Source organism: Ruegeria sp., assembly GCF_040830605.1.
GTDB lineage: Bacteria > Pseudomonadota > Alphaproteobacteria > Rhodobacterales > Rhodobacteraceae > Ruegeria.
The window spans coordinates 419,136-441,959 of record NZ_JBFOMD010000001.1; the positions used below are offsets into that span (position 1 = coordinate 419,136).

The window sequence follows — 22,824 nt, forward strand, 5'->3', positions numbered from 1 at the left end:
ACGTGTCACAAGGTGCGGCCCGCCACCGCATCCAGCTTGGCCAGCAGCGCCGGATCGCGTTTCTCGGGCGCGGTCAGGATGGCGTATTCTAGCGCCCGGTCACAGCCATGGGGGCAGCGCGCGCGCTGAGCCCCCAGCAGCGCCGGCAGGCCCTTGACCAGTGCGCGGCCCTTCTCGGCATTGCCGGTGAGGGTGGCGATGATGGCGGTCACGTCCACCTCGCCATGATCGGGATGCCAGCTGTCATAATCGGTGACCATGGCGACCGAGGCGTAACACAGCTCGGCCTCGCGGGCGAGTTTCGCCTCGGGCATGTTGGTCATGCCGATCACGTCGCACCCCCACTGCTCGCGGTACATCTTCGATTCGGCCAGCGTCGAGAATTGCGGCCCCTCCATCGCCAGATAGGTGCCGCCGCGATGCACGGTGATGCCCGCCGCCTTGCCCGCCGTCTCGCAAGCGTCGCCCAGACGCGGGCAGGTGGGATGCGCCACGCTCACATGCGCCACGCAGCCGGTGCCGAAGAAACTTTTCTCACGGGCAAAGGTGCGGTCGATGAACTGATCGACGATGACGAAATCCCCCGGCGCCATATGCTCGCGGAACGATCCGCAGGCCGAAACCGAGATCACATCCGTCACCCCCAGCCGCTTGAGCGCGTCGATATTGGCGCGATAGGGCACCTCGGTCGGCGCATGCACATGACCGCGGCCGTGGCGGGGCAGAAACGCCATCTCGACGCCACCCAGCGTACCGGTCAGGATCTGGTCCGAGGGTGCGCCCCACGGGCCTTCCACCGTGACCCATTCCGGCTGCTCCAGCCCGTCGATCTCGTAGATGCCCGATCCGCCGATGACGGCGATTTTGGTGTTGGCCACGTGCGCTCTCCCTGCCTGTGCGTCGGAATTATGCGAATGTTGTGGGCGCTTGCGCGGGGTTTTTCAAGCGTGACGCTGGTCAGTTCCGGGCGGGGATCAGGTTGCGCACACGGGACTGCGTGTTGAAATCCGTCCACGCCTCGCCAAACCCGTCCAGCCGCCAGGTCAGGTCCTGCGCTTGCCCATGACGGTCGCGAAAGGTGAAGCGAAAGGCCGAGCCGCTTTGCATCGCGTCGATCAGCCCCTGCGCCGCGTCCAGTTCAAAGACACAGCTCAGCCCGGTCACGCATCCGGGCCGCCGGGTGCGCCAGACCTCGCCTGCCTCCCCTTCGATGCGAAAGCCCGAGGGGTGAAACAGTGTACCCGCCTCCATCCCGAACTCTACCTTGTAGCCCTCGGTCTCGGGCGTGATGAACAGGAACTGCGCGGCAAAGTTGGGGCGCGGGGAAAACACGTCGACCCGGCGGATGTAACAGCGCTGGCGCAGTGCGCCGTCCTCTTCGCGCTCGTCGCACATCGAATTCCAGATGCCGAAGATCTGATGATGCGTCACGCGCCAGTTGCCGGGCGTGTCATTGCCTTGCAGGTCCTGCGCCAGCACCGGGCGGGCCAGCAGCATGAGAAGGATCAGCCATCGCATGGATCAGGCTTGTCCCAGCCTTCTAGCCCAGGCAAGTCACGTTGCCGCGAGCGTCAAGCCATGCGGTGACCGCATGGCAGTGTCCCGCTGGCTGCTGTGGCTCGCGCGGGAACAAGTCGTTAGAAAGCCCAATCGCGCGAACACATCCTCATGACAGGACCGATCAATGCCCCGAGCCATACTGGCAAGTTTTGCCAATCGCCTAGCCGTTCCCGATCTGCGCTGGATGCCCGACGAAGGGCTGACACTCTCCCGGCTGCGGATCGAGCTGCTGTCCGGCCTGACCGTGGCGCTGGCGCTGGTGCCCGAGGCGGTGGCCTTTGCCTTTGTGGCCGGGGTGCACCCGCTGGTGGGGCTCTACGCGGCCTTCCTGGTGGGGCTGATCACCGCGCTCATCGGCGGGCGTCCCGGCATGATCTCGGGCGCGACCGGTGCGCTGGCGGTGGTGATGGTGGCGCTGGTGGCCCAGCACGGGGTGGAATACCTGTTCGCGACCGTGGTGCTGATGGGCATCCTGCAGATCATCGCAGGCGCGATGCATTGGGGCCGGTTCATCCGGCTAGTCCCACATCCGGTGATGCTGGGCTTTGTCAATGGTCTGGCCATCGTGATCTTTCTGGCGCAGCTGGGGCAGTTCAAGCTGCCGGGGTCGATGGAAAACACCGGGCACGGCATGGGCGGTGGCGAGTGGTTGTCGGGGCTGCAACTCTACACCATGCTGGGGCTGGTGGGGCTGACCATGGCGGTGATCTGGGTGATGCCGCGCGTCACCCGCATCGTGCCCGCGCCTCTGGCCGGGATCGTGGTCGTGGCGGCGCTGGTGATCGGGCTGGGGCTGGACGTGCCGCGCGTGGGCGATCTGGCCTCGATCGAGGGCGGGCTGCCTGCGCTCCATATCCCGATGGTGCCGCTCAGCTGGGAGACCTTCGAGATCATTCTGCCTTATTCGGTCATTCTGGCCGCCATCGGCCTGATCGAATCGCTGCTGACCCTCAACCTTGTGGGTGAGATCACCGGCAAGCGCGGCGGCGCCAGCCAGGAGTGTATCGCGCAGGGCGTGGCCAACACCGTGACCGGCTTCTTCGGCGGCATGGGCGGCTGCGCGATGATCGGCCAGTCGATGATCAACGTGAAATCCGGCGGCCGCACCCGTGTGGCCGGGATCGCGGCGGCGCTCTTTCTGCTGATCTTTATCCTGTTCGCCGCACCGCTGATCGAGCAGATTCCGCTGGCGGCCCTGGTCGGCGTGATGTTCATGGTGGTGATCGGCACCTTTGCCTGGAACTCGTTCAACATCATGCGCAAGGTGCCGCTGATGGACGCTTTCGTGATCGTGCTGGTGACCGTCGTGACGGTGATGGAAGACCTCGCCGTTGCCGTGGTCGTCGGCGTGATCGTCTCGGCGCTGGCTTATGCCTGGAACAACGCCAAGCGCATCCACGCCGTGACCCGCGCCTCAGAGACGGAGAAGGGGGCGAAGGTCTATGAAATTCAGGGGCCGCTGTTCTTTGGCTCGTCGGATGGGTTCGTGGAACTGTTCGAGGTCGAGACCGACCCAGAAACGGTGATCGTGGATTTCGCTGAGAGCCGGGTGGTGGACCAATCCGCCTTGCAGGCCATCGAGAACGTTGCCGCGAAATACGAGGCGGCTGGCAAGCGCGTGATGCTGCGGCATCTGAGCGGGGACTGCCACAAGCTGCTGAACAAGGCCGGCCACCTCATGGTCGACAGCGACGACGACCCGGATTACGGGCTGGCGGTGGACTACTCGGTCCGCACCGGCATTCTGGGCGGGCACTGAGCCGCTACCAAAATGAGTGCGCCGTTCGGCGCACGCTCGATTGTCTTTTGGCGAGGCTCTGCCTCGCGCTCCGGGATATTTGTGAACAGAAGAAGCAGGCGTGCGCGCAATCCTTCTTCTGTTTGAAAATATCCCGGGGGAATCGCCAACGGCGATGGGGGCAGAGCCCCCTATGCGCGATGCATCAGTCGTCAGGACGTTTGAGCGAGAACAGCTCGGTCACCACCGAGTAGTCGCGATACCCCAGCCGGGCTAAAGGCTGAAACGTAGTCACGTCGAACCGTCCGTCGCGCAGGCAATCGTCGCGCAGGTGGATGCCGGTGACCTCTCCGAACACCACCCGGTTGGCCTCGCCCGGCAGGGTCACGATCTGTGTCAGCCTGCATTCCAGCGCCGCCGGGGCGCCGTCGATCCTGGCGCAGGGGATGGTTTCGCATTGGGTGGGTGTCAGCCCCGCATGGGCGAATTCGTCCGTTCCCTTGGGCAGCGTCGCCGAGCTGGCGTTCATCGCATCGCGCTGGCCGTATTCCACGATATTGACGCAGAACACGCCGGTCGCCTCGATATTGGCCATGCTGTCCTTGGTGCCGTCCTGATCGGGCTTGGCCCCGGTCGAGGCGAACATCACCTGCGGCGGGGTGTAGGCCACGCCGTTGAAAAAAGAATACGGCGCCAGGTTGTTGACCCCATCCGCATCGCGGGTCGAGATCCAGCCGATGGGCCGCGGCGTGATGATCGCGTTGAACGGGTTGTGCGGCAGGCCGTGGCCGTCTTCGGGGCGGTAGAACATTCCGGTCTCCAAGCGTTTGCCCAAGGCGTAACGAAGTGCTAGGGCGATTGCCACACATGAAAAGAGGGCAGGGGTGCAGCGGTTCGGGATCAGGCCGGAGGAGCCGGACGATTGGTGGGAGGTCGAGGCTCTCTACGACCTGTGCTTTGCGCCGGGGCGCGAGGCGCTGTCCTCATACCGTCTGCGCGACGAGGTGCCGCCGGTTGCGGGCCTGTCGATGGTGGTGCGTGATGGCGAGGGCATTCTGGCCGGTGCCATCCGCTTCTGGCCGGTCCATGTCGGCGCTGCCGATGCGCTGCTTTTGGGCCCCGTGGCCGTGCACCCGACCCATCAGGGCGAAGGTCTGGGCGGTTTCCTGATCCGCGAGGGGCTGGAGGCGGGCCGGACCAGGGGCTGGCAGCGGGTCATGCTGGTGGGGGATGCGCCCTATTACGCACGGTTCGGCTTTGCCCGTCTGGACGGTGTCGAGATGCCGCCGCCGACCAACCCCGAGCGGGTCTTGGGGATGGAACTGGCACCCGGCGCATGGGACGGCCTGCGCGGTGCAGTGACCCGGTGGGACCGCTAGGATCAATGTTTCCTGACCGTTAACCCATTGAAACCGGCCCGGGGCGTACCGATCTTTTCATGTAAGGAGGAGCCCCATGCAAGACATCGTTCTGGTAGAGCAGGTGGATCCGGAGGCCGAGCTGGACCGGCTGGCGGCGCAGTACCGTGCGGCTGGCGGCGCGGGTGTGCGGCTGCTGAACCGGTTGGGCGGCAAGGCCGAATCCCTGCTCGATCAATTGCCGCCACAGGTGCGCGACGGGCTGACCGGGGCAACCGAGCAGGCGCTGTGGATCGCGATGCGCACGGCGGATGTGTCGCGCCGGGCCGTACCCGACCAGAAACCCTGGGTGAATACCGCCGCGACAACCGCGATGGGTGCCGTCGGCGGTTTTGGCGGGCTGCACACATCGCTGGTCGAGCTGCCGATCACCACGACGATGCTGCTCCGCGCCATTCAGGGCGCGGCGGCGGAAGAAGGGTTCGATCCCGCCGCCGAGAACGTGAAATTCGACTGTATCCGGGTGCTGTCCGCAGCCGGTCCTCTGGCCGAGGATGACGGCGCCGATCTGGGCTTTTTCTCGGTCCGGTTGACCCTGACCGGCGGCGCGATGCAGCGCCTGATCGCCCAGGTGGCCCCGCGCTTGGCTACCGCTCTGGGCCAGAAGCTGGCCGCGCAGGCGGTGCCGGTGCTGGGCGCGGTCGCCGGTGGCGGGACGAATTATGTCTATACCCGCTATTATCAGCAGGTGGCGCGGGTGCATTTCGGCCTGCGCAGACTGGCCATTGACGCCGATATCCCGCACGAGAAACTGGTCGGGCAACTGGCCCGGCGGATGGATGCGAAACTGCCCTGAACCGGCGGGCGCCCTTGGCGCATGTGTTCCCCGAATGCCACTATATCTTGCGGTATGTCTTTGTTCGGACCTGTTATTTTGCGGCATATGGCCTATCTTGAGTGCAGGAGGTGGACATGGGTTCCAAACCGTCGGCCGGAATGCACAAGGGGATCGGAAAGGCGCCACCCCTCATCCAATACGGCGCATTGTGTTATCGCATAGATGACCGCAAACCCCAGATTTTATTGGTGACCTCGCGCGGGACGGGGCGTTGGGTGGTTCCCAAGGGCTGGCCCATGGAACAGCTCGGCGGGGCCGGAACCGCCGCCCGCGAAGCCTGGGAAGAGGCCGGTGTGGTCGGCACCTTCCAGCCGCGTTGTCTGGGGCAGTTCGTCTATACAAAGATGCGCGCCAGCAAGGGGGATGTGCCGATCATGGTGCAGGTCTATCCGGTACTCGTGCGCCGCCTTGCACGCGAGTTTCCCGAAAGTGGCCAGCGTCGGCGCAAGTGGTTTTCGCCCAAGAAAGCATCAATGCGCGTGGATGAGCCCGAATTGTCGCGGATTCTGCGCAGCTTTCACCCCCGGGTGCTTCACTAGATGCGGAACAAGGCTTGATCTTGTCAGGTCACTGGATATCTATTCATGGACCTGTCACATTGAGCGGACCATGATTCAATACGCCCTTAAATGCAGCGAAGGCCACAGTTTTGACAGCTGGTTCCAGTCGGCGGAGGCTTACGAAAAGTTGTCCGCCGCCGGTCTTGTGTCCTGTGCGGTATGCGGCGGAACCGATGTTGAAAAGGCGGTCATGACGCCTCGGGTGCGACCGGCCCGGAGTGAGGCACAGGGTGAGCAACGGCCATGCGAGGAACGTCCCCTGACCGCCCCAGCATCCGCCGCCGAGCAGGCAGTGGCCGAGTTGCGCCGCAAGGTTGAAGAAAACTCCGACTACGTGGGCAAGGATTTCGCCACCGAGGCCCGCAAGATCCACCTGGGCGAGGCGCCGGATCGCGCGATCTACGGCGAGGCCAAGATGGATGAGGCCAAGGCCCTGATCGAAGAGGGCGTACCGGTGGCGCCGCTGCCGTTCCTGCCGAACCGAAAGACCAACTGACCATGCATGTGGTCGTCACCGGGGCCAATCGCGGCATAGGCCGGGCCCTGGCGGAACACTATCGCGCTGCCGGGCATGAAGTGACCGGCACCGCCCGCGATGGCGGCGAAACCATCCCACTGGATGTGACCGACCCCGCGCAGCACAGCGATATGGCAAAGGTGCTCGCCGGAAAACCTGTTGATTTGCTGGTCTGCAACGCGGGCGTCTATCTGGACAAGACGCAGGGCATGGACGGCTACGCGGCCGAGATGTGGGCCCAGACCTTTGCCGCCAATGTCACCGGCGTATTTCTGACCGTGCAGGCGCTGCTGCCCAATCTCAAGGCCGCGCGGGGCAAGATCGCCATTCTCTCATCGCAGATGGCCTCGCACACTCGCGCGCCGGGCGGCAGCTACATCTACCGCGCGTCCAAGGCCGCCTCGCTCAATCTGGGCCGCAACCTGGCGGTTGACCTGCGGCCCGACGGGGTCGCGGTCGGCATCTATCATCCGGGCTGGGTCAAGACCGATATGGGCGGCGGTGGTGCCGAAATCACCGTGGATGAGGCCGTGGAAGGGCTGAGCCAACGCTTCGATACGCTCTCGCTCGACACCTCCGGCTGCTTTGAAACCTGGGATGGCCGCGCGCACCCTTACTGAGTGGCAACCGCCGCCTTGGGGATTTCATAAACCTCGCCGGGGTCGATGAAGATGATCAGCATGTCGCCCCGGGTTTCGGTGGTCATCTTGGATGTCGAGCTGGACGACGTGGCCTCTCCGCCCTCGAAATAGATGCGCCGCACCTCGCCGGTCTTCAATTGTACCGCCAGCGTGGCAGACCCGTCATCCTTGCGGCGCAGCTCGGCAGGGCAATCGCCCACGGGATCGCCCGCCAGCGCGGTGCAGGGCACGGTGCCAAGCACATTCTGCCCGTCCGTTCCCGATACCGTCGGAGCCTGGGCCACGGCCTGGGTTGAGAGCAGGGCAAGGGCGGGAATCAGGCGATACATGCGGAACCTCTTGATTTGAAAGGACGCGCACACGCTGGCACCGGCGCCGGACAATGTAAACCCGCCCATCAGGCAGCGCGGCACCTTTGGCCACTTGCCCTTGCGGCCCCCCTCGCATATGAGGCACGGGACCGGAATTCCCAGGCGCGGAGACACTCGGACCCATGCCCGTACTCGTGATGAAATTCGGCGGCACCTCGGTCGCCAATCTCGACCGCATTCGCCGCGTGGCGAAACGCATCGGCGTGGAAGTGGCCAAGGGCTATGACGTGATTGTCATCGTCTCGGCCATGTCGGGCAAGACTAACGAACTGGTCGGCTGGGTCGACGAAATCTCGCCGCTTTACGATGCGCGCGAATACGACGCCGTTGTCTCGTCGGGTGAAAACGTGACCGCCGGGCTGATGTCCTTGACCCTGCAGGAAATGGATATCCCCGCCCGCAGCTGGCAGGGCTGGCAGGTGCCGCTGATCACCAATGGTGCCCATTCCGCGGCCCGGATCGAAGAGATCCCGACCGAGAACATCAACCAGAAATTCGGCGAAGGCATGCGCGTGGCCGTGGTGGCAGGCTTCCAGGGCATCAGCCCCGAGGGCCGCATCACGACGCTGGGCCGGGGCGGCTCGGACACCACCGCCGTGGCCTTTGCCGCCGCCTTCGGCGCCGAGCGCTGCGATATCTACACGGATGTGGACGGCGTCTACACGACCGACCCGCGCATCTGCGAAAAGGCGCGCAAGCTGGACAAGATCTCGTTCGAGGAAATGCTCGAACTGGCCTCGCTGGGGGCCAAGGTGCTGCAGACCCGCTCGGTCGAGCTGGCGATGCGCTACAAGGTGAAACTGCGCGTTCTCTCAAGCTTCGAGGAACAATCCGACGAGGCCGGCACGCTGGTCGTCGACGAGGAGGAAATCATGGAATCCAATGTAGTCTCCGGTGTGGCCTATTCCCGGGATGAGGCCAAGATGACCGTTCTGTCGGTGGCCGACCGCCCCGGCATCGCCGCCACCATCTTTACCACGCTCAGCGATGCGGGCGTGAACGTGGACATGATCGTGCAGAACATCTCGGACGAGGGCCGCACCGACATGACCTTTTCCTGCCCCACCGAACAGGTGGCGCGGGCGGAAAAGGCGCTGCTGGACATCAAGGCGGCGGGTGAGCTGAACTATGCCGAACTGGTCGCCGACAACGATGTCTGCAAGGTCTCGGTGGTCGGTATCGGCATGCGCTCGCAATCCGGTGTGGCGGCCAAGATGTTCAAGGTACTCTCGGATGAGGGGATCAATATCAAGGTCATTACAACCTCCGAGATAAAGATTTCCGTTCTTGTAGACCGGAAATACATGGAACTTGCCGTTCAGGCGCTGCATGATGCGTTTGAACTGGACAAGGCGGCCTGATCATCCCCATCTCGGGCCCGCCTGACACCCAAAGGCTATAGGTCCCATGGCGGATGGAACCGAATCGGAATCCCGCAAGCTGCTGCGGCGGCTGCGCGAGGAAATGGCCAGCGAGGCCGCTGGCCAGGAACGGCTGGACCGCATCACGCATCTGATCGCGGACAGCATGGCCTCCGAAGTGTGCTCGATCTACCTGTTCCGCGACAGCGAGACGCTGGAACTGTGCGCCACCGAAGGGCTGGCGCCCGAGTCGGTGCACAAGACCCGGATGCGTATGGGCGAGGGGCTGGTGGGCCGCGTCGCCATGTATAGCAAGGTGATCAACACGCCCGACGCGCCCTCGGCCAAGGGCTTCCGCTACATGCCCGAGACCGGAGAGGAACGCTATTCCTCGTTCCTGGGCATTCCGATCCAGCGGCTGGGCGAAAAGCTGGGCGTGCTGGTGGTGCAGTCGCGCGAGGCGCGCGAGTTTTCCGCCGATGAGGTCTATGCGCTGGAAGTGGTCGCGATGGTGCTGGCAGAGATGGCCGAATTGGGTGCCTTTGTGGGCGAGGGCGCGGCCCTGTCGCCCCTGCACCAGCAGTCGGTGGTGCTGACCGGCGGCCCGGCGCAGGAGGGGTCGGCCGAGGGCCATGTCTGGCTGCACGAGCCCCGCGTGGTCGTCACCAACCCCATCGCCGAAGACCCGCACACCGAATTGGAGCGGCTGAGCGAGGCGGTCGAGGAACTGCGCGTCGGTGTCGACAAGATGCTGGAAATGTCGCAGGACGGCGACAAGGAACAGCTGCAGGTTCTTGAAGCCTATCGGATGTTTGCCAATTCCCGCGGCTGGATGCGGCGCATGGAAGAGGACATCTCGCGCGGGCTGAGCGCCGAGGCGGCGGTTGAGAAGGAACAGTCGCAGGCCCGCGCCCGGATGAGCCAGGTCTCGGACCCCTATTTGCGCGAACGGCTGGCGGATCTGGACGATCTCAGCAACCGGCTGCTGCGCATCCTGACGGGGCAGGGCAACAATATCGGCGCCGAGCTGCCGCCCGATCCCATTCTTGTCGCGCGCAATATCGGCCCCGGCGATCTGCTGGAATATGGCCGGGCGCTCAAGGGGATCGTGCTCGAGGAGGGCTCGGTCGGCTCGCATGCCACTATCGTCGCCCGTGCGCTGGCGATCCCGCTGGTGGTCCATACCGGGCGGATCACGACCGAAGCACTGAACGGCGATCATATCCTTGTCGATGGCGATCAGGGCGTGGTGCATTTGCGGCCCGAGGACACCGTTGTCGGCGCCTTCCGCGACAAGATGGCGATGCAGGCCAAGGCGCAGGAACGCTACGCCTCGATCCGCGAAACCCTGACTGAAACGCGGGACGGTCACCGCATCAATCTGGTGATGAACGCGGGTCTGATGGCGGATCTGCCGTCGCTGGAAAGCTCGGGCGCCGAAGGGGTGGGGCTGTTCCGGACCGAGCTGCAATTCCTGATCCGCAACCAGATGCCGAAACGGCAGGAGCTGGTGGCGCAATATGCGCGGGTGCTGGATGCGGCAAAGGGCAAGCGGGTGGTTTTCCGCACCCTCGATATCGGCTCGGACAAGGTGCTGCCCTACATGAAACACGTGGCCGAGCCCAACCCGGCGCTGGGCTGGCGCGCGATCCGGGTCGGTCTGGACAAGCGCGGCGTGATGCGGATGCAATTGCAGGCGCTGATCCGCGCCGCCAATGGCCGCCCGCTGACCATCATGTTCCCCTTCGTGGCGCAGGCCGAGGAATTCCACGCCGCCCGGTTCGAGGTCGACAAGACCATCGCCCGGGAAAAGCGTCTGGGTCACGCGCTGCCGGAAACCCTGGACGTGGGCGCGATGCTGGAAACGCCCTCGCTGGCCTTTGCGCCGCAGAAATTCTTTGACGAGGTGGGGTTCATCTCGGTGGGCGGCAACGACCTGAAACAGTTCTTCTTTGCCGCCGACCGCGAAAACGAGCTGGTGCGCCGCCGCTACGACACGCTGAATGTCAGCTTCCTGACCTTCATCGAACGGATCGTCGAACGCTGTGGCATCTCGGGCACCCCGCTCAGTTTCTGCGGCGAGGATGCCGGCCGTCCGGTCGAGGCTTTGTGTCTGGCGGCCATGGGGATGCGCACCCTGTCGATGCGGCCTGCCTCTGTCGGTCCGGTTAAAAGCCTGCTGCTGCGCTCGGATCTGGGCGAGATTCGCAAGATCATCTCGGACGCCCGGCATAGGGGCGAGCAAAGCGTGCGCCCGGCGGTCATGGAGTGGCTGCGCAACCAGACCTGACGCCTGCCGCAGCGCAGCATTCAACAGCACACTTGCGTTTTCGGCCAAGTCGTTTATGTAGGGCGCCAGATAAATGTTAGCGATAACATCTGAGCGTAGCAACTCCGCGCCCGGGCAGGTGTAAGCCTGACCGGGACCCGAGCCCAAGAGGAGCCCCGCCATGGTCTCACGCGTGATTCCGGTGGATCCGTTCGATCTCGTACTGTTCGGCGCGACAGGGGATCTGGCCCAACGCAAGATTCTGCCCGGGCTCTACCACCGGTTCGAGGTGGGGCAGATGCCCGAAGACGCCCGGATCATCGGCACCGCCCGGTCCGATATGGACGATGCGGCGTTCCGGGCCGTTGTACAAGACGGCATAAGGCAGTTCGCGCCCGAGTACAAAACGGACATTCTGGCCCGCTTCCTGGACTGCGTGGAATATATCCCGGTCGATGCGCTGGGCGACGCGGGCTGGCCGGAACTGAAGAAAAAGCTGCGCCCCGACGCGGTACGCGCCTTCTACCTGTCGGTCGGGCCGTCCCTGTTCTCAGGCATCGCACAACGCCTGCATGACCACGGGCTTGCCACTCCCGAAAGCCGCATCGTGGTCGAAAAGCCCTTTGGCCGCGATCTGGCCACCGCCAAGGCGCTGAACGCCGGGCTGCGCGCCTGTTTCGAAGAACATCAGATCTACCGGATCGACCATTATCTGGGCAAGGAAACGGTCCAGAACCTGATGGCCCTGCGCTTTGCCAACTCGCTGTTCGAGCCGCTGTGGAACGCCACCCATGTCGATCACGTGCAGATCACCGTAGCCGAAAGCATCGGTGTGGACGGGCGCGGCGCCTATTACGACCAGTCCGGCGCCATGCGGGACATGATCCAGAATCACCTTGTGCAGCTTCTGTGTCTGACCGCGATGGAGCCGCCCTCGAAATTCACGCCCAACTCGGTCCGCGACGAAAAGGTCAAGGTGATCGAGGCGCTGGAACCGGTGGAGCAACAAGACATCGCGCGCGGGCAGTACAAGCCCCAGAACGGCGAGGACGGCTATCTCGATCACGTCGGCGATCCGAACAGCCGCACCGAAAGCTACATCGCGCTCAAGGTCCATGTCGGCAACTGGCGCTGGGCCGGGGTGCCGTTCTATCTGCGCACGGGCAAACGGCTGCGTGCCCGCGAATCCGAGATCGCCGTGGTGTTCCGCGACCCGCCGCACACTATCTTTCCCAATGTGGGGCATCTGCGCGGCAACGTGCTGGTGATCCGTCTGCAACCGGACGAAGGGATCACCCTGCGCACCACGATCAAGGACCCGGGGCCGGGCGGTTTCCGTCTGGCGGACGTATCGCTGGACATGAGCTTTGCCGAGGCGCTGGGCGCCGATGTGCGGCCGCAGGATGCTTATGAGCGGCTGGTGATGGACGTGATCCGGGGCGACCAGACGCTCTTCATGCGCGGCGACGAGGCCGAGGCCGCATGGGCCTGGGTCGATCCGATCATTCAGGGCTGGGAAGGTGGCCGCGACCGGCCCGCGCCTTATGACCCGGGCAGTTCCGGACCCGAGGATGCACTGATGCTGATGCATCGCGACGGGCGACGCTGGCGCCAGATTGGGGGTTGAGATGGTTCATCAGGTACTTGTTGACGTCACTGAACGCATTATCGAGCGCAGCGCGGCAGAGCGCGGCGCGTATCTTGAGCGGATGGCACAGGCCCGGTCCGCAGGCCCGGCGCGGGCGCATCTGTCCTGCAGCGGTCAGGCGCATGCCTATGCCGGGGCTGGGCCCGATCAGGAAAAGCTGGCCATCGGCAGCGCCGGGCATTTGGGCATCGTGACCAGCTACAACGACATGCTCTCGGCCCACCAGCCGTTCGAACGCTACCCAGAACTGATCCGTCAGGCGGCCCGCGCCGCAGACGGCACGGCACAGGTAGCGGGCGGAGTTCCGGCGATGTGCGATGGGGTCACACAGGGCGCGGCGGGGATGGAGCTGTCGCTGTTCTCCCGCGACGTGATCGCAATGGCCGCTGGGGTGGCGCTCAGCCACAATACCTTTGACGCCGCCGTCTTTCTGGGCGTCTGTGACAAGATCGTGCCGGGTCTGGTGATCGCCGCGCAGGTCTTCGGGCATCTGCCGGCCGTCTTCCTCCCCGCCGGGCCGATGACCAGCGGACTGGCCAATGACGAAAAGGCCAAGGTCCGCCAGCAATTCGCCGCCGGGGAATGCGGGCGCCCGGAGTTGATGGCCGCCGAAATGGCCGCTTATCATGGCCCCGGCACCTGCACCTTCTATGGCACCGCCAACACCAACCAGATGCTGATGGAGTTCATGGGCTTGCACTTGCCGGGCTCCAGCTTCGTGACCCCGAACACGCCCCTGCGAGACGCCCTGACCGAGGAAGGCGCCCGCCGCGCGCTGTCGCTTAGCGCGCTGGGCAACCATTACACGCCGGTCTGCGAGGTGCTCGACGAAAAGGCCTTTGTGAACGGCATTGTCGGGCTGATGGCCACCGGTGGCTCCACCAACCTGCTGATCCACCTGATCGCGATGGCGCGGGCCGGAGGGATCGTGCTGGACTGGGAGGACTTTTCCGAGGTCTCAGCCGTGGTGCCTCTGGTCGCGCGGGTCTATCCCAACGGGCTGGCGGATGTGAACCATTTCCACGCCGCAGGCGGCCTCGGCTACTCCATCGCCACGCTGCTGGACGAGGGGCTTTTGCACCCCGACACCCAGACCGTGGCGGGGCAGGGGCTGGCCCATTACACGCAGGAACCCAAGATCAAGGACGGCGCGCTGGTCTGGGAGGACGGCGCAGGCCACAGCCTCAACGATAAGATCCTGCGTCCGGCCTCGGACCCGTTCCAGCCGACCGGAGGGCTGTCGCGCCTGACCGGATCGCTGGGCACGGCGGTGATGAAGGTCTCGGCGGTGGCGCCCGAGCATCGCCAGGTGGAGGCGCCGGTACGCGTGTTCCACGATCAGGATGAGGTCAAGGCCGCGTTCAAGGCGGGCGAGCTGACCGGCGACGTGATCGTTGTGGTTCGCTTTCAGGGGCCCAAGGCCAATGGGATGCCCGAGCTGCACTCGCTGACCCCCATCCTGTCGATCCTGCAGGGCAAGGGGCAGAAGGTGGCGCTGGTCACCGATGGGCGCATGTCGGGCGCGTCAGGCAAGGTGCCCGCCGCGATCCATGTCTGCCCCGAGGCGCTGGATGGCGGCCCCATCGCCTATCTGCGGGACGGCGATCTGGTGCGGGTGGATGCGGTGAACGGCGATCTTGAGATCCTGACCGACGGCGTGCTGGACCGTGCGCCGGCGCAGGCCGATCTGTCGGGCAATCACTATGGCGTCGGGCGCGAGCTTTTTGCCACATTCCGGGCGGCCGTTGGATCGGCCGATGCCGGCGCAAGCGTGTTTGGAGGCTGAGACATGACATCGAAATCCGCGCGGGCGCGCGACATCTGCGGGCTGGCCCCGATCGTTCCGGTGCTGGTGGTCGAAGACGCGGCGCAGGCCCGCCCACTGGCCGAGGCGCTGGTGGCCGGCGGTCTGCCCGCGCTTGAAGTGACCCTGCGCACTCCGGCGGCGTTAGATGCGATCCGCGCCATGGCCGCGGTGCCGGGCGGGGTTGTGGGCGCTGGCACGTTGGTCACACCCGAGGACGTGCGGGCAGCCAAGGAGGCCGGGGCGCAGTTCGGGGTGTCTCCAGGTGCGACCGATGCGCTGATCGCGGCCTGCGAGGCCGACGACCTGCCGCTTCTCCCCGGTGCCGCCACCGCCAGCGAGGCAATGCAGCTGCTGGCGCGCGGTTATGGCATGCTCAAGTTCTTCCCTGCCGAGGCCTCGGGCGGTGCTTCCGCCCTCAAGGCCATCGGCGCGCCCCTGCCGCAGATTTCCTTCTGCCCCACCGGTGGTGTGTCCCCGGCCAACGCACGGGACTACCTGTCGCTGCCGAATGTCGTTTGCGCCGGAGGCAGCTGGGTGGCGCCGAAGGACAAAGTACAGTCCGGCGATTGGTCCGGAATCGAAGCGCTGGCGCGCGAGGCCGCAACACTGGCGCGGTGAACGTATAAGGTTCTGTCTGCCGTTGTTTCAGTGGCCCGGAATAAAGGGCGAAGCCCGCCGGGCCGCGCCCTCCCTCCCCCTTGGGAGGGCGCATTGGCGATGCTATGCGTCGTTCAGACGTCGTCCGGATTTTCGAGATAAACCGCTTAACTTATGCGTTGCGGCGCCCGCCCGAGGGAGGGCGCGGCCCTCTGTTGAACTCGGAAGCCCAGTTTGCGGCAGGCCTAAGCGGATTTGTTCCCGATCATCCGGGTCACGACCCGCCGCAGCCATCCCTGCTGCTGAGTTTCTGTCTGGATCGGCTGCGGCGCCAGTGCGGCCATGCCCTGTGGGTCCACAACGGTCAGCCCGTCCTGGAATTGCAGCCGGTAGAGATCGGAGTAGATCCCACCACGCGACAGCAACTCGTCATGTGTGCCCTCGTCCACGACCTGCCCGCGATCCATCACAACGATCTTGTCGGCGTTGCGAATGGTCGACAGACGGTGCGCGATCACGATGGTCGTGCGCCCGCCCGAGAGCCGGTCCAGCGCCGCCTGCACCACCTTCTCCGACTGCGCGTCGAGCGCCGAGGTGGCCTCGTCAAGCAGCAGGATCGGCGTATCGCGCAGCAGCGCGCGGGCAATCACCACCCGCTGCCGCTGACCGCCCGACAGGGCCGAGCCGCGCGGGCCGACCAGCGTATCGAGCCCGTTTTCGAGCTTGGGCAAAAAATCCGAGACATGCGCGGCCTCAAGCACCTTTTGCAGCTCAGCATCCGAGACATCGCTTCGGCCCAGCAGGATGTTTTCACGCAGCGTCTCGTCAAACAGCAGCGCCTCTTGCGTGACCACCGAGAACAGGTTGCGCAGATCGGGAAGGGCCATGTCACGCACTGCCACGCCGTTCACCTCGACACTGCCCTCCTGCGGGTCGACCAGCCGGGTCAGAAGGTTGAAGATCGTCGACTTCCCCGCCCCCGAGGCACCCACCAGCGCCGTGGTCTGGCCCGGCTCGGCAGTCAGCGTCAGGCCACGCAGAACCTGAGCATCGCCATAGTCCAGCCGGACGTCGCGTAGATGGATACTCGGCAGGCCGTCAGGTGCCGAAATAGGTTTTTCTGGCGATTGCAGCAGGATAGGCGCGTCCAAAAGCTCCTTGATCCGCTCCATCGCTGCGGCTGCCACCTGCCAGGTGCCCGACACTGAGGCCAGCCGCCGCATCGGGTCGAAGGCCAGGCCGATGGCGGTGAAAAAGCTCATGAACTGGCCGACGGTCTTTTCCCCCGCAATGATCTCGGCGCCGCCATAGAGCAGCACACCCATGAAGCCCAGGCCTGCCATCACATCGATCAGCCCAGTGATCGATGCTGTCCCGAACGAGGCGCGCACCTCGGATCGGACAAATCCATCCACGTGGCCTTTGAACCGATCCGCTTGGTACTTCTCCAGATTGTTCAGTTTAATCGGCACGATGCCGTGAAAAATCTCGTCCAGCCGGGTCGCCAGCGTGGCCCCCAGATCGCGGGCTATGGCGGCCTTTTTGCGCACGTAACGCTGTGCTGCTCCGATGGGCAGGAACATCAGCGGCACGCCGACCAGCATGATCGCGGTCCAGATCCAGTCCACGTTCACCGCGACACCGATCAACACGACGAGCGAGACAAGATCCTTGCCCGCCCCGGTGATGATCACCTGCCAGACGTGGTTCACCGCCCCCACATCCGACTGCACCCGCTGGATCAGAAAGCCGGGCGGGTGGGTCTGGTGGAACGAAGTATCCTGCCGGATCAGACGCCCCAGCAAATCCATGCGCAGATGCGCCTGCGTTTCTTGCGAAATCCTTGACAACAGCACCTTCTGACAGACGCCCGCCAGACCGCGGACCGAGAAGATGACGAAGAAGGCAACACTCACCCAGCCGAGCGCAGAAGAGTTTCCGTTGACGAAGATCTCATCGAACATCGGCTGCATCATGTAGCTGATTGCGCCGACCATCGAGCCTTCGATCACCATGAACAAGAGTGCGATCGCCAGCAATCCCATCCGCATGCGCAGATAGTTGCGCCAGAGCCAGCCCATCAACTCAGCGGAGGATTTGGGTTTGATGCTCATAGGGCAGCTTTCATGTGGGGGAGAAGGGACAGTTCATATGTCATGGCCGGCCCATTTAAGCAGGTCAGGGGGTTGGTGCAAGCTTCGGGGCGTTTTTCGCTGGCGGCGCCTGAGCTTATGACGCCGCCGACCGGGCGTGTGGCGCTGGCTGGCACAGCGTAGCGCGCTGCCGAACGTATACGCTGACCACCGGCTTTCGGAGCGTCGGTTAAGGCGGATTGACGCCGCCTGCACTGCCGCTAGGTTGAGCGGATATCTTTGACGGGCGGAATTCATGACACGGTCTCCAACTCTGGCGCATGGGCGCGGTTATCTTGCCATTCCGGGGCCTTCGGTGATGCCGGATGCGGTGCTGCAGGCCATGCACCGCGCCGCGCCGAACATCTATGCCGGTGAGTTGGTCGAGATGATGCCGGGGCTGACCGCCGATCTGAAACGAGTGGCGCGGACGCAGCATCAGGTGGCGATCTACATCGCCAACGGCCACGGAGCGTGGGAGGCGGCGCTGGCCAATGTGATCGCACCGGGTGAGACGGTGTTGGCTCCGGCCTCAGGCCGGTTCGCCCATGGCTGGGCCGAGATGGCGCGCGGGATCGGTGCCGAGGCCGACCTGATCGATTTCGGCAAATCCGCGCCCTGGGACATGGACCGTATCGCCGAGGCCCTGCGCGCCGATACCGGGCACAGGTTCAAAGCGGTGCTGGCGGTACACACAGACACCTCAAGCTCGGTGCGCAACGACATCCCCGCCTTGCGGGCGCTGCTGGATGAACTGAACCACCCGGCGCTGCTGATGGCCGATTGCATCGCGTCGCTCGGCTGTGAACGGTTCGAGATGGATGCGTGGGGCGTCGACGTGACGGTCACCGGCAGTCAGAAGGGGCTGATGGTGCCGCCCGGGGTGAGCTTTGTTTTCTTTAACGACAAGGCGGCGGCGAAACGGGCGGCGATGCCACGGGTGCCGCACTACTGGGACTGGGCGCCGCGCGCCAATCCCGACGATTTCTACCAGTATTTCGGTGGCACCGCGCCAACCCACCACCTCTATGGCCTGCGCGCGGCGCTCGATATGATCCATGCAGAAAGTGTGGAAAATATCTGGGCTCGGCACCGCCAACTGGCCGAGGCGATCTGGGCGGCTTGCGAGGTCTGGGGCGAGACGGGCGATCTGTGTCTGAACGTGGCGGATCGGAGCTATCGCAGCCATGCGGTAACCGCGCTGCGGCTGAACAGCGGCAAAGGCACCGCCCTGCGCGAATGGACCGAGGCGCATCTGGGACTGACGCTGGGGATCGGGCTGGGCATGGCCGCGCCGGACGATCCCAACCGCGATGCCTATTTCCGGCTGGGCCATATGGGGCATCTGAACGGGCACATGGTGCTGGGCCTGCTGGGCGGGGTCGAGGCCGGTCTGACCGCTTTGGACATCCCGCGCGGCAAGGGTGCGCTCGAGGCAGCGGCGGCAGTGATTGCCCGGTGAAACAGTTGGCCTGCTTAAGCGGAGCCGTCACGCCCTCCGTCCGGCGGGCGCTGTTCCTGTCGTTTTCGCGGTGACCGTCCTCAATCCAGTCGCGCAGCCAGCCAGGTGATGCCGTAGTCGATCATCACGGCCAGCACCAACGTGGCGGCAAAACCCCAAATCATCCAGACCACGAAAAAGATCCAGAGCAGGTTCACGCCCAACATCGTCAGCGCTGCGCGGGTATAGTCCGGTGCCGGTGCGATCTTGCGGTCGCGCATTGTGGCCTCCTGACATGTTCGCAGAGTCCCATCTTACCGCAAGATGCCGGATTGTCAGGTAAATCTGCCGCGATCAGTTGCGGGCGGCGGCCAGAGCCCTGGGCAGCGCCTCGGCAAAGGCGTCGAGGTCCGCCTTACGCCCGCAGCTCACCCGGATGCACCGGTTCTGGGGCGCGGCAAAGGGCATGCGGACAAAGATGCCCATACTCACCAACGCATCCAGAACCGCCTTGGCGAACGCTCCGTCCCGGCCGCAGTCGATGGCCACGAAATTGGTGGCCGAGGGCAGCGGCTCCAGCCCGTTCTGCCGCGCGATGTCGGCGATCCGGTCGCGGGCGCCTGCGATTTCGGACTGAACATGGGCCAGCCATTCGTTGTCATGCAGGGCCGCCAAGGCGCCCGTCTGCGCCGCGCGATTCACGCCGAAATGGTTGCGCACCTTGTTGAAGGCCGAAGTAAGCTCCGGTGCGCCGATGCCATAGCCCACACGCGCGCCTGCCATGCCGTAGACCTTGGAGAACGTGCGCATGCGGATCACGCGCGGATCGTTGGCGCTGATCGGGGCTGCCGTTCCTTCGGGCGCGCATTCCACATAGGCCTCATCCAGCACCAGCAGCGTGCCCTCGGGTAGGGCCTCCATCGCAGTCACGATATCGGCGCCGCCGTGCCAACTGCCCATCGGGTTATCCGGGTTGGCGAGATAGACCAGCTTCGCGTCCACCTCCGCCGCCTTGGCAAACAGCGCTGCCGGGTCCTCGTGATCGCCAGTGTAAGGCACCTTGTGCAGTACGCCGCCATAGCCCGCCACATGGTAGTTGAAGGTCGGATAGGCGCCGTCCGAGGTCACCACCGCGTCGCCGGGCCCCACGAGCAGTCGCACCAGATAGCCGAGCAAGCCGTCTATCCCCTCGCCGACGATAATATTCTCTGGCTGTACCCGGTGATGCGCGGCCAACGCATGGCGCAGATCGTGATTTTCCGGATCGCCATACATCCAGATCTCGCCCGCCGCCTGCTGCATCGCCTCGATGGCGCGGGGCGAGGGACCGAACACGCTCTCATTCGCGCCCAGCCGGGCGTCAAACGGTGCGCCGCGCTGACGCTCCTGCGTTTCGGGGCCGACAAAGGGCACGGTGGCGGGCAGGGATTGGGCAAGCGGGGTGTAGCGCGGATCGGACATGGCCGCAGATAAGCCTATGAATTGACGTGCCGCAAGGCTTGCGTCCCGCTCCGTTCAACCGCAGGCTGCGCCTGAAACCCCACGCGGAGGCACCATGCGCATTCTGTTCATCCTTTTGCTGGCCGGTCTCGGCTATCTGCTGTTCTGGCCGGTGCCGGTTCAGCCCGTGGCCTATGACCCGCCCGAGCCGCCGGGCTTTACCGGCGATTTCGCCGAGAACAATGCGCTGGATGCTGCCGAACTCATCAGCCTGCCGGACGGAGAGATCGGCCCCGAGGATCTGGCGGTGATGCCCGATGGCACGATCTACACCACCAGCCTGTCCGGCATTCTCTACCGCATCGACGGGGATCGGCCGGTCGAGGTGGACCGGTTGGGCGGACGTCCGCTGGGCCTTAGGGCCGGGCCCGACGGGGCACTTTATATTGCCGACAGCTATCGCGGCCTGATGCGCTGGACCGGGCCCGGAACGCTGGAAAGCCTTGTGTCCGAGATCGGCGGCGCGCCGGTGATCTATGCCAATCAGCTGGACGTTGGGCGCGATGGCAGCGTCTATTTTTCGAACTCCTCGGATCGGTTCGATCCGGAAACCATGGGTGGGACCAAACCGACCTCGATCCTGACCATCTGGGAGCAGTCCGATACCGGCTACGTCGCCCGCCGCAACCCTGATGGAACGGTCGAGAAACTGGCCGAGGGGTTTGTCTATACCAACGGCGTGGCGCTGTCGCCGGATGAGGATTTCCTACTGATCGCCGAAACCGGCCGGGCGCGGGTGCACCGGCTATGGCTCACGGGAGAGAAGGCTGGAACCCGAGAGGTGTTCCTCGACAACCTGCCGGGCTATCCGGACAATCTCGAGGCGCAGGGCGACGGCACCTATTGGGTGGCCTTCGCCAGCCCCCGTGTGCCGTCGGAGGCGCTGATGCCGTACCCGTTCCTGCGCAAGGTGATCTGGCGGCTGGGTCCCATGGTGCGCCCGGCGCCGATCCACCGCGGCATGATCATGCAGTTCGACGGGCAGGGCCGTATCCTGCGCACGCTGCAGGACCCGGACGGTGAGTTGGGTATCACCACCGGAGGCAGGATCGTGGGTGAGCAGTTCTATGTGATGACACTCGATTCGCCTTGGTTCGGGCGGATGCCGGTTGCGGACATGCCCTGATCTGCCCCGACGTTCCGGTGGCACCGGTGGCTTGTTCCGGGCAGACTGACACCGAAGTCGAAACAGGAGGGCCAGATGGCGCGCGTATCTGTCGAGTACAAGGAGCACATTGCCCATGTCACCCTGACCCGAGGCGACAAGATGAATGCGCTGGATGACGCGATGGTCAAGGCGATTATCGCGGCGGGGCAAGAGGTTGCGGCCTCGGACGCGCGGGCGGTGGTTTTGTCGGGCGAGGGCAAGAGCTTCTGCGCCGGGCTCGACATGGCGAGCTTTGCCAAGATGGCGCATATGGACCCGACCGAATGGCTGATGACGCGCAGCCATGGCGATGCCAACGAGATGCAGGAGCTGGCCATGGTCTGGCGCCGGGTGCCGGTGCCGGTCATCTGCGCGATACAGGGGGTGGCCTATGGCGGCGGCCTGCAGATCGCGCTCGGTGCGGATATCCGCGTCGCCCATCCCGACAGCAAACTGGCGGTTATGGAGATGAAATGGGGCATCATCCCGGATATGGGTGGCATGGTGCTGTTGCCCAAACTGGTGCGCTCGGACGTGCTGCGCCTGCTGACCTACACCGCCCGTCCCATCGGTGCGGCGCAGGCGGCAGAATGGGGGTTGGTGACGCAACTGGCGGACGATCCGCAGGCCGAGGCGATTGCACTGGCCGAAGAGATCGCGGGAAAGAGCCCGTCCGCTATCCGCGCCGCTAAGCGTCTGATCGACCTGGCCGAAAACGCGGGGCGGGAAGAGGTGCTGCTGGCGGAATCGCGCGAGCAGGTGCAACTGATCGGCAAGCCGGATCAGATAGAGGTCATCGCCGCGCAGATGCAGGGGCGCAAGCCGGAGTTCAAATAGGCCTCGGGGTCTCGATCGCAGCAGCGCTTGCCCCTCACCCAACCCTCTACCCCGAGGGGAGAGGGCTTTGGGGCAGGTGTTGAACTCAGCGCATGAACGCCCGCCGGGCGTCGCGGGCCATATTGTAGCGCATTTCCAGATCGGCAAGCCGCGACATGGCTGCCTTGCGCTCTTCGGGGTCTGTCAGGCTGGCATAGTGTGTGCGGGCGGCGTCCAGTTTCTTTTTGATTTCAAACTCTTCAGGCAGAACCCCGGCCTGCACCATGACCCTGTGACCGGCGGCCAGGGCAGGATCGCTTAGCGCCTCGGAGGATCTGTCGGGCAGTGGCGCCCCTTCGCCTTCGAGCCCGTCAAGCTGGCCCTCGGCCTGCGCCTTTCTGATCTGGCGTTCGATGAGGTCTTGAAGGTTTCGCAACATGGTCAGAACCTAGCAAAAAACCCC

At 64.7% G+C, this 22,824-nt stretch carries 22 protein-coding genes; 14 read left to right on the forward strand and 8 right to left on the reverse strand.

All coding sequences use genetic code 11. The features are described 5' to 3' along the window. Window positions 1-5: 5 nt before the first annotated feature. Window positions 6-878 carry an S-methyl-5'-thioadenosine phosphorylase gene (locus AB3N21_RS01950; RefSeq protein WP_367933633.1) on the reverse strand — a complete coding sequence of 291 codons (873 nt, stop codon included), beginning with the start codon at window positions 876-878 and terminating at the stop codon, window positions 6-8. A 79-nt stretch (window positions 879-957) separates the two neighbouring features. After that, window positions 958-1,518 carry a hypothetical protein gene (locus AB3N21_RS01955; RefSeq protein ID WP_367933634.1) on the reverse strand — a complete coding sequence of 187 codons (561 nt, stop codon included), beginning with the start codon at window positions 1,516-1,518 and terminating at the stop codon, window positions 958-960. Between the two features lie 166 nt (window positions 1,519-1,684). Between AB3N21_RS01955 and AB3N21_RS01960 the strand changes: the two genes are divergently transcribed. Continuing rightward, complete coding sequence (locus AB3N21_RS01960) at window positions 1,685-3,319, forward strand: SulP family inorganic anion transporter (RefSeq protein ID WP_367933635.1); 1,635 nt, start codon at window positions 1,685-1,687, stop codon at window positions 3,317-3,319. A 184-nt stretch (window positions 3,320-3,503) separates the two neighbouring features. Here the strand turns inward: AB3N21_RS01960 and AB3N21_RS01965 are convergent, their stop codons facing one another. Then, window positions 3,504-4,109, reverse strand: coding sequence for a flavin reductase family protein (locus tag AB3N21_RS01965; RefSeq protein ID WP_367933636.1), 606 nt, complete (start codon window positions 4,107-4,109; stop codon window positions 3,504-3,506). Window positions 4,110-4,182: 73 nt separating this feature from the next. Between AB3N21_RS01965 and AB3N21_RS01970 the strand changes: the two genes are divergently transcribed. The 5 genes from AB3N21_RS01970 (at window position 4,183) to AB3N21_RS01990 (ending at window position 7,251) form a co-directional block, all read left to right on the forward strand. Next, entirely contained in the window at window positions 4,183-4,677 is a 495-nt protein-coding gene (locus tag AB3N21_RS01970) for a GNAT family N-acetyltransferase (protein ID WP_367933637.1), read from the forward strand. A gap of 76 nt (window positions 4,678-4,753) precedes the next feature. Then, a complete protein-coding gene (locus AB3N21_RS01975; protein WP_171173587.1) occupies window positions 4,754-5,512 on the forward strand; it encodes an EcsC family protein in 759 nt (252 codons plus the stop codon). 116 nt (window positions 5,513-5,628) lie between these two features. Next, entirely contained in the window at window positions 5,629-6,093 is a 465-nt protein-coding gene (locus AB3N21_RS01980) for an NUDIX hydrolase (RefSeq protein WP_367933638.1), read from the forward strand. A gap of 70 nt (window positions 6,094-6,163) precedes the next feature. Beyond that, window positions 6,164-6,610, forward strand: coding sequence for a DUF1178 family protein (locus AB3N21_RS01985; RefSeq protein ID WP_171173588.1), 447 nt, complete (start codon window positions 6,164-6,166; stop codon window positions 6,608-6,610). Between the two features lie 2 nt (window positions 6,611-6,612). Continuing rightward, window positions 6,613-7,251: an SDR family oxidoreductase gene (locus AB3N21_RS01990; protein WP_367933639.1), complete on the forward strand. Its 639-nt coding sequence runs from the start codon at window positions 6,613-6,615 to the stop codon at window positions 7,249-7,251. Here the strand turns inward: AB3N21_RS01990 and AB3N21_RS01995 are convergent. After that, complete coding sequence (locus tag AB3N21_RS01995; RefSeq protein WP_367933640.1) at window positions 7,245-7,601, reverse strand: hypothetical protein; 357 nt, start codon at window positions 7,599-7,601, stop codon at window positions 7,245-7,247. The two genes, AB3N21_RS01990 and AB3N21_RS01995, sit on opposite strands and share 7 nt — an antisense overlap. Window positions 7,602-7,765: 164 nt before the next feature. On the opposite strand from AB3N21_RS01995, the gene AB3N21_RS02000 reads away from it, so the two are divergent. From AB3N21_RS02000 to AB3N21_RS02020, 5 genes are all read left to right on the forward strand, one after another. Beyond that, the gene (locus AB3N21_RS02000) at window positions 7,766-9,004 is read left to right on the forward strand and encodes an aspartate kinase (RefSeq protein ID WP_171173591.1); all 1,239 of its coding nucleotides are present in this window, start codon (window positions 7,766-7,768) and stop codon (window positions 9,002-9,004) included. Between the two features lie 46 nt (window positions 9,005-9,050). Further along, a complete protein-coding gene (gene ptsP, locus AB3N21_RS02005; RefSeq protein WP_367933641.1) occupies window positions 9,051-11,294 on the forward strand; it encodes a phosphoenolpyruvate--protein phosphotransferase in 2,244 nt (747 codons plus the stop codon). Window positions 11,295-11,454: 160 nt separating this feature from the next. Beyond that, window positions 11,455-12,900 carry a glucose-6-phosphate dehydrogenase gene (zwf, locus tag AB3N21_RS02010; RefSeq protein WP_367933642.1) on the forward strand — a complete coding sequence of 482 codons (1,446 nt, stop codon included), beginning with the start codon at window positions 11,455-11,457 and terminating at the stop codon, window positions 12,898-12,900. Window position 12,901: 1 nt separating this feature from the next. Further along, complete coding sequence (edd, locus tag AB3N21_RS02015) at window positions 12,902-14,707, forward strand: phosphogluconate dehydratase (RefSeq protein ID WP_367933643.1); 1,806 nt, start codon at window positions 12,902-12,904, stop codon at window positions 14,705-14,707. Between the two features lie 3 nt (window positions 14,708-14,710). Beyond that, a complete protein-coding gene (locus tag AB3N21_RS02020) occupies window positions 14,711-15,346 on the forward strand; it encodes a bifunctional 4-hydroxy-2-oxoglutarate aldolase/2-dehydro-3-deoxy-phosphogluconate aldolase (protein WP_367933644.1) in 636 nt (211 codons plus the stop codon). A 224-nt stretch (window positions 15,347-15,570) separates the two neighbouring features. On the opposite strand, the gene AB3N21_RS02025 is transcribed toward AB3N21_RS02020, so the two are convergent. Continuing rightward, entirely contained in the window at window positions 15,571-17,439 is a 1,869-nt protein-coding gene (locus AB3N21_RS02025; RefSeq protein ID WP_367933645.1) for an ABC transporter ATP-binding protein, read from the reverse strand. 274 nt (window positions 17,440-17,713) lie between these two features. On the opposite strand from AB3N21_RS02025, the gene AB3N21_RS02030 reads away from it, so the two are divergent. Continuing rightward, entirely contained in the window at window positions 17,714-18,919 is a 1,206-nt protein-coding gene (locus tag AB3N21_RS02030) for an alanine--glyoxylate aminotransferase family protein (RefSeq protein WP_367933646.1), read from the forward strand. 80 nt (window positions 18,920-18,999) lie between these two features. On the opposite strand, the gene AB3N21_RS02035 is transcribed toward AB3N21_RS02030, so the two are convergent. Together AB3N21_RS02035 and AB3N21_RS02040 are read right to left on the reverse strand one after the other, a co-directional pair. Beyond that, window positions 19,000-19,179 carry a hypothetical protein gene (locus AB3N21_RS02035; RefSeq protein WP_171173598.1) on the reverse strand — a complete coding sequence of 60 codons (180 nt, stop codon included), beginning with the start codon at window positions 19,177-19,179 and terminating at the stop codon, window positions 19,000-19,002. 73 nt (window positions 19,180-19,252) lie between these two features. Then, window positions 19,253-20,359, reverse strand: coding sequence for a pyridoxal phosphate-dependent aminotransferase (locus AB3N21_RS02040; RefSeq protein WP_367933647.1), 1,107 nt, complete (start codon window positions 20,357-20,359; stop codon window positions 19,253-19,255). 94 nt (window positions 20,360-20,453) lie between these two features. Here AB3N21_RS02040 and AB3N21_RS02045 point away from each other — a divergent pair, with 94 nt between their 5' ends. Together AB3N21_RS02045 and AB3N21_RS02050 are read left to right on the forward strand one after the other, a co-directional pair. Further along, complete coding sequence (locus tag AB3N21_RS02045) at window positions 20,454-21,524, forward strand: SMP-30/gluconolactonase/LRE family protein (RefSeq protein WP_367933648.1); 1,071 nt, start codon at window positions 20,454-20,456, stop codon at window positions 21,522-21,524. Between the two features lie 75 nt (window positions 21,525-21,599). Further along, a complete protein-coding gene (locus AB3N21_RS02050; protein ID WP_367933649.1) occupies window positions 21,600-22,382 on the forward strand; it encodes a crotonase/enoyl-CoA hydratase family protein in 783 nt (260 codons plus the stop codon). 85 nt (window positions 22,383-22,467) lie between these two features. On the opposite strand, the gene AB3N21_RS02055 is transcribed toward AB3N21_RS02050, so the two are convergent. Beyond that, window positions 22,468-22,800, reverse strand: a complete 333-nt coding sequence (locus AB3N21_RS02055; protein ID WP_367933650.1) for a DUF1992 domain-containing protein — start codon at window positions 22,798-22,800, stop codon at window positions 22,468-22,470. Between the last annotated feature and the right edge of the window lie 24 nt (window positions 22,801-22,824).

Coding starts and splice junctions, on each gene's coding strand:
- AB3N21_RS01955 (WP_367933634.1), bottom strand. CDS start 1,518: ATGCGATGGCTGATCCTTCTCATGCTGCTGGCCCGCCCGGTGCTGGCG.
- AB3N21_RS01960 (WP_367933635.1), top strand. CDS start 1,685: ATGCCCCGAGCCATACTGGCAAGTTTTGCCAATCGCCTAGCCGTTCCC.
- AB3N21_RS01965 (WP_367933636.1), bottom strand. CDS start 4,109: ATGTTCTACCGCCCCGAAGACGGCCACGGCCTGCCGCACAACCCGTTC.
- AB3N21_RS01975 (WP_171173587.1), top strand. CDS start 4,754: ATGCAAGACATCGTTCTGGTAGAGCAGGTGGATCCGGAGGCCGAGCTG.
- AB3N21_RS01980 (WP_367933638.1), top strand. CDS start 5,629: ATGGGTTCCAAACCGTCGGCCGGAATGCACAAGGGGATCGGAAAGGCG.
- AB3N21_RS01985 (WP_171173588.1), top strand. CDS start 6,164: ATGATTCAATACGCCCTTAAATGCAGCGAAGGCCACAGTTTTGACAGC.
- AB3N21_RS01990 (WP_367933639.1), top strand. CDS start 6,613: ATGCATGTGGTCGTCACCGGGGCCAATCGCGGCATAGGCCGGGCCCTG.
- AB3N21_RS01995 (WP_367933640.1), bottom strand. CDS start 7,601: ATGTATCGCCTGATTCCCGCCCTTGCCCTGCTCTCAACCCAGGCCGTG.
- AB3N21_RS02000 (WP_171173591.1), top strand. CDS start 7,766: ATGCCCGTACTCGTGATGAAATTCGGCGGCACCTCGGTCGCCAATCTC.
- ptsP (WP_367933641.1), top strand. CDS start 9,051: ATGGCGGATGGAACCGAATCGGAATCCCGCAAGCTGCTGCGGCGGCTG.
- zwf (WP_367933642.1), top strand. CDS start 11,455: ATGGTCTCACGCGTGATTCCGGTGGATCCGTTCGATCTCGTACTGTTC.
- edd (WP_367933643.1), top strand. CDS start 12,902: ATGGTTCATCAGGTACTTGTTGACGTCACTGAACGCATTATCGAGCGC.
- AB3N21_RS02020 (WP_367933644.1), top strand. CDS start 14,711: ATGACATCGAAATCCGCGCGGGCGCGCGACATCTGCGGGCTGGCCCCG.
- AB3N21_RS02025 (WP_367933645.1), bottom strand. CDS start 17,439: ATGAGCATCAAACCCAAATCCTCCGCTGAGTTGATGGGCTGGCTCTGG.
- AB3N21_RS02030 (WP_367933646.1), top strand. CDS start 17,714: ATGACACGGTCTCCAACTCTGGCGCATGGGCGCGGTTATCTTGCCATT.
- AB3N21_RS02035 (WP_171173598.1), bottom strand. CDS start 19,179: ATGCGCGACCGCAAGATCGCACCGGCACCGGACTATACCCGCGCAGCG.
- AB3N21_RS02040 (WP_367933647.1), bottom strand. CDS start 20,359: ATGTCCGATCCGCGCTACACCCCGCTTGCCCAATCCCTGCCCGCCACC.
- AB3N21_RS02045 (WP_367933648.1), top strand. CDS start 20,454: ATGCGCATTCTGTTCATCCTTTTGCTGGCCGGTCTCGGCTATCTGCTG.
- AB3N21_RS02050 (WP_367933649.1), top strand. CDS start 21,600: ATGGCGCGCGTATCTGTCGAGTACAAGGAGCACATTGCCCATGTCACC.
- AB3N21_RS02055 (WP_367933650.1), bottom strand. CDS start 22,800: ATGTTGCGAAACCTTCAAGACCTCATCGAACGCCAGATCAGAAAGGCG.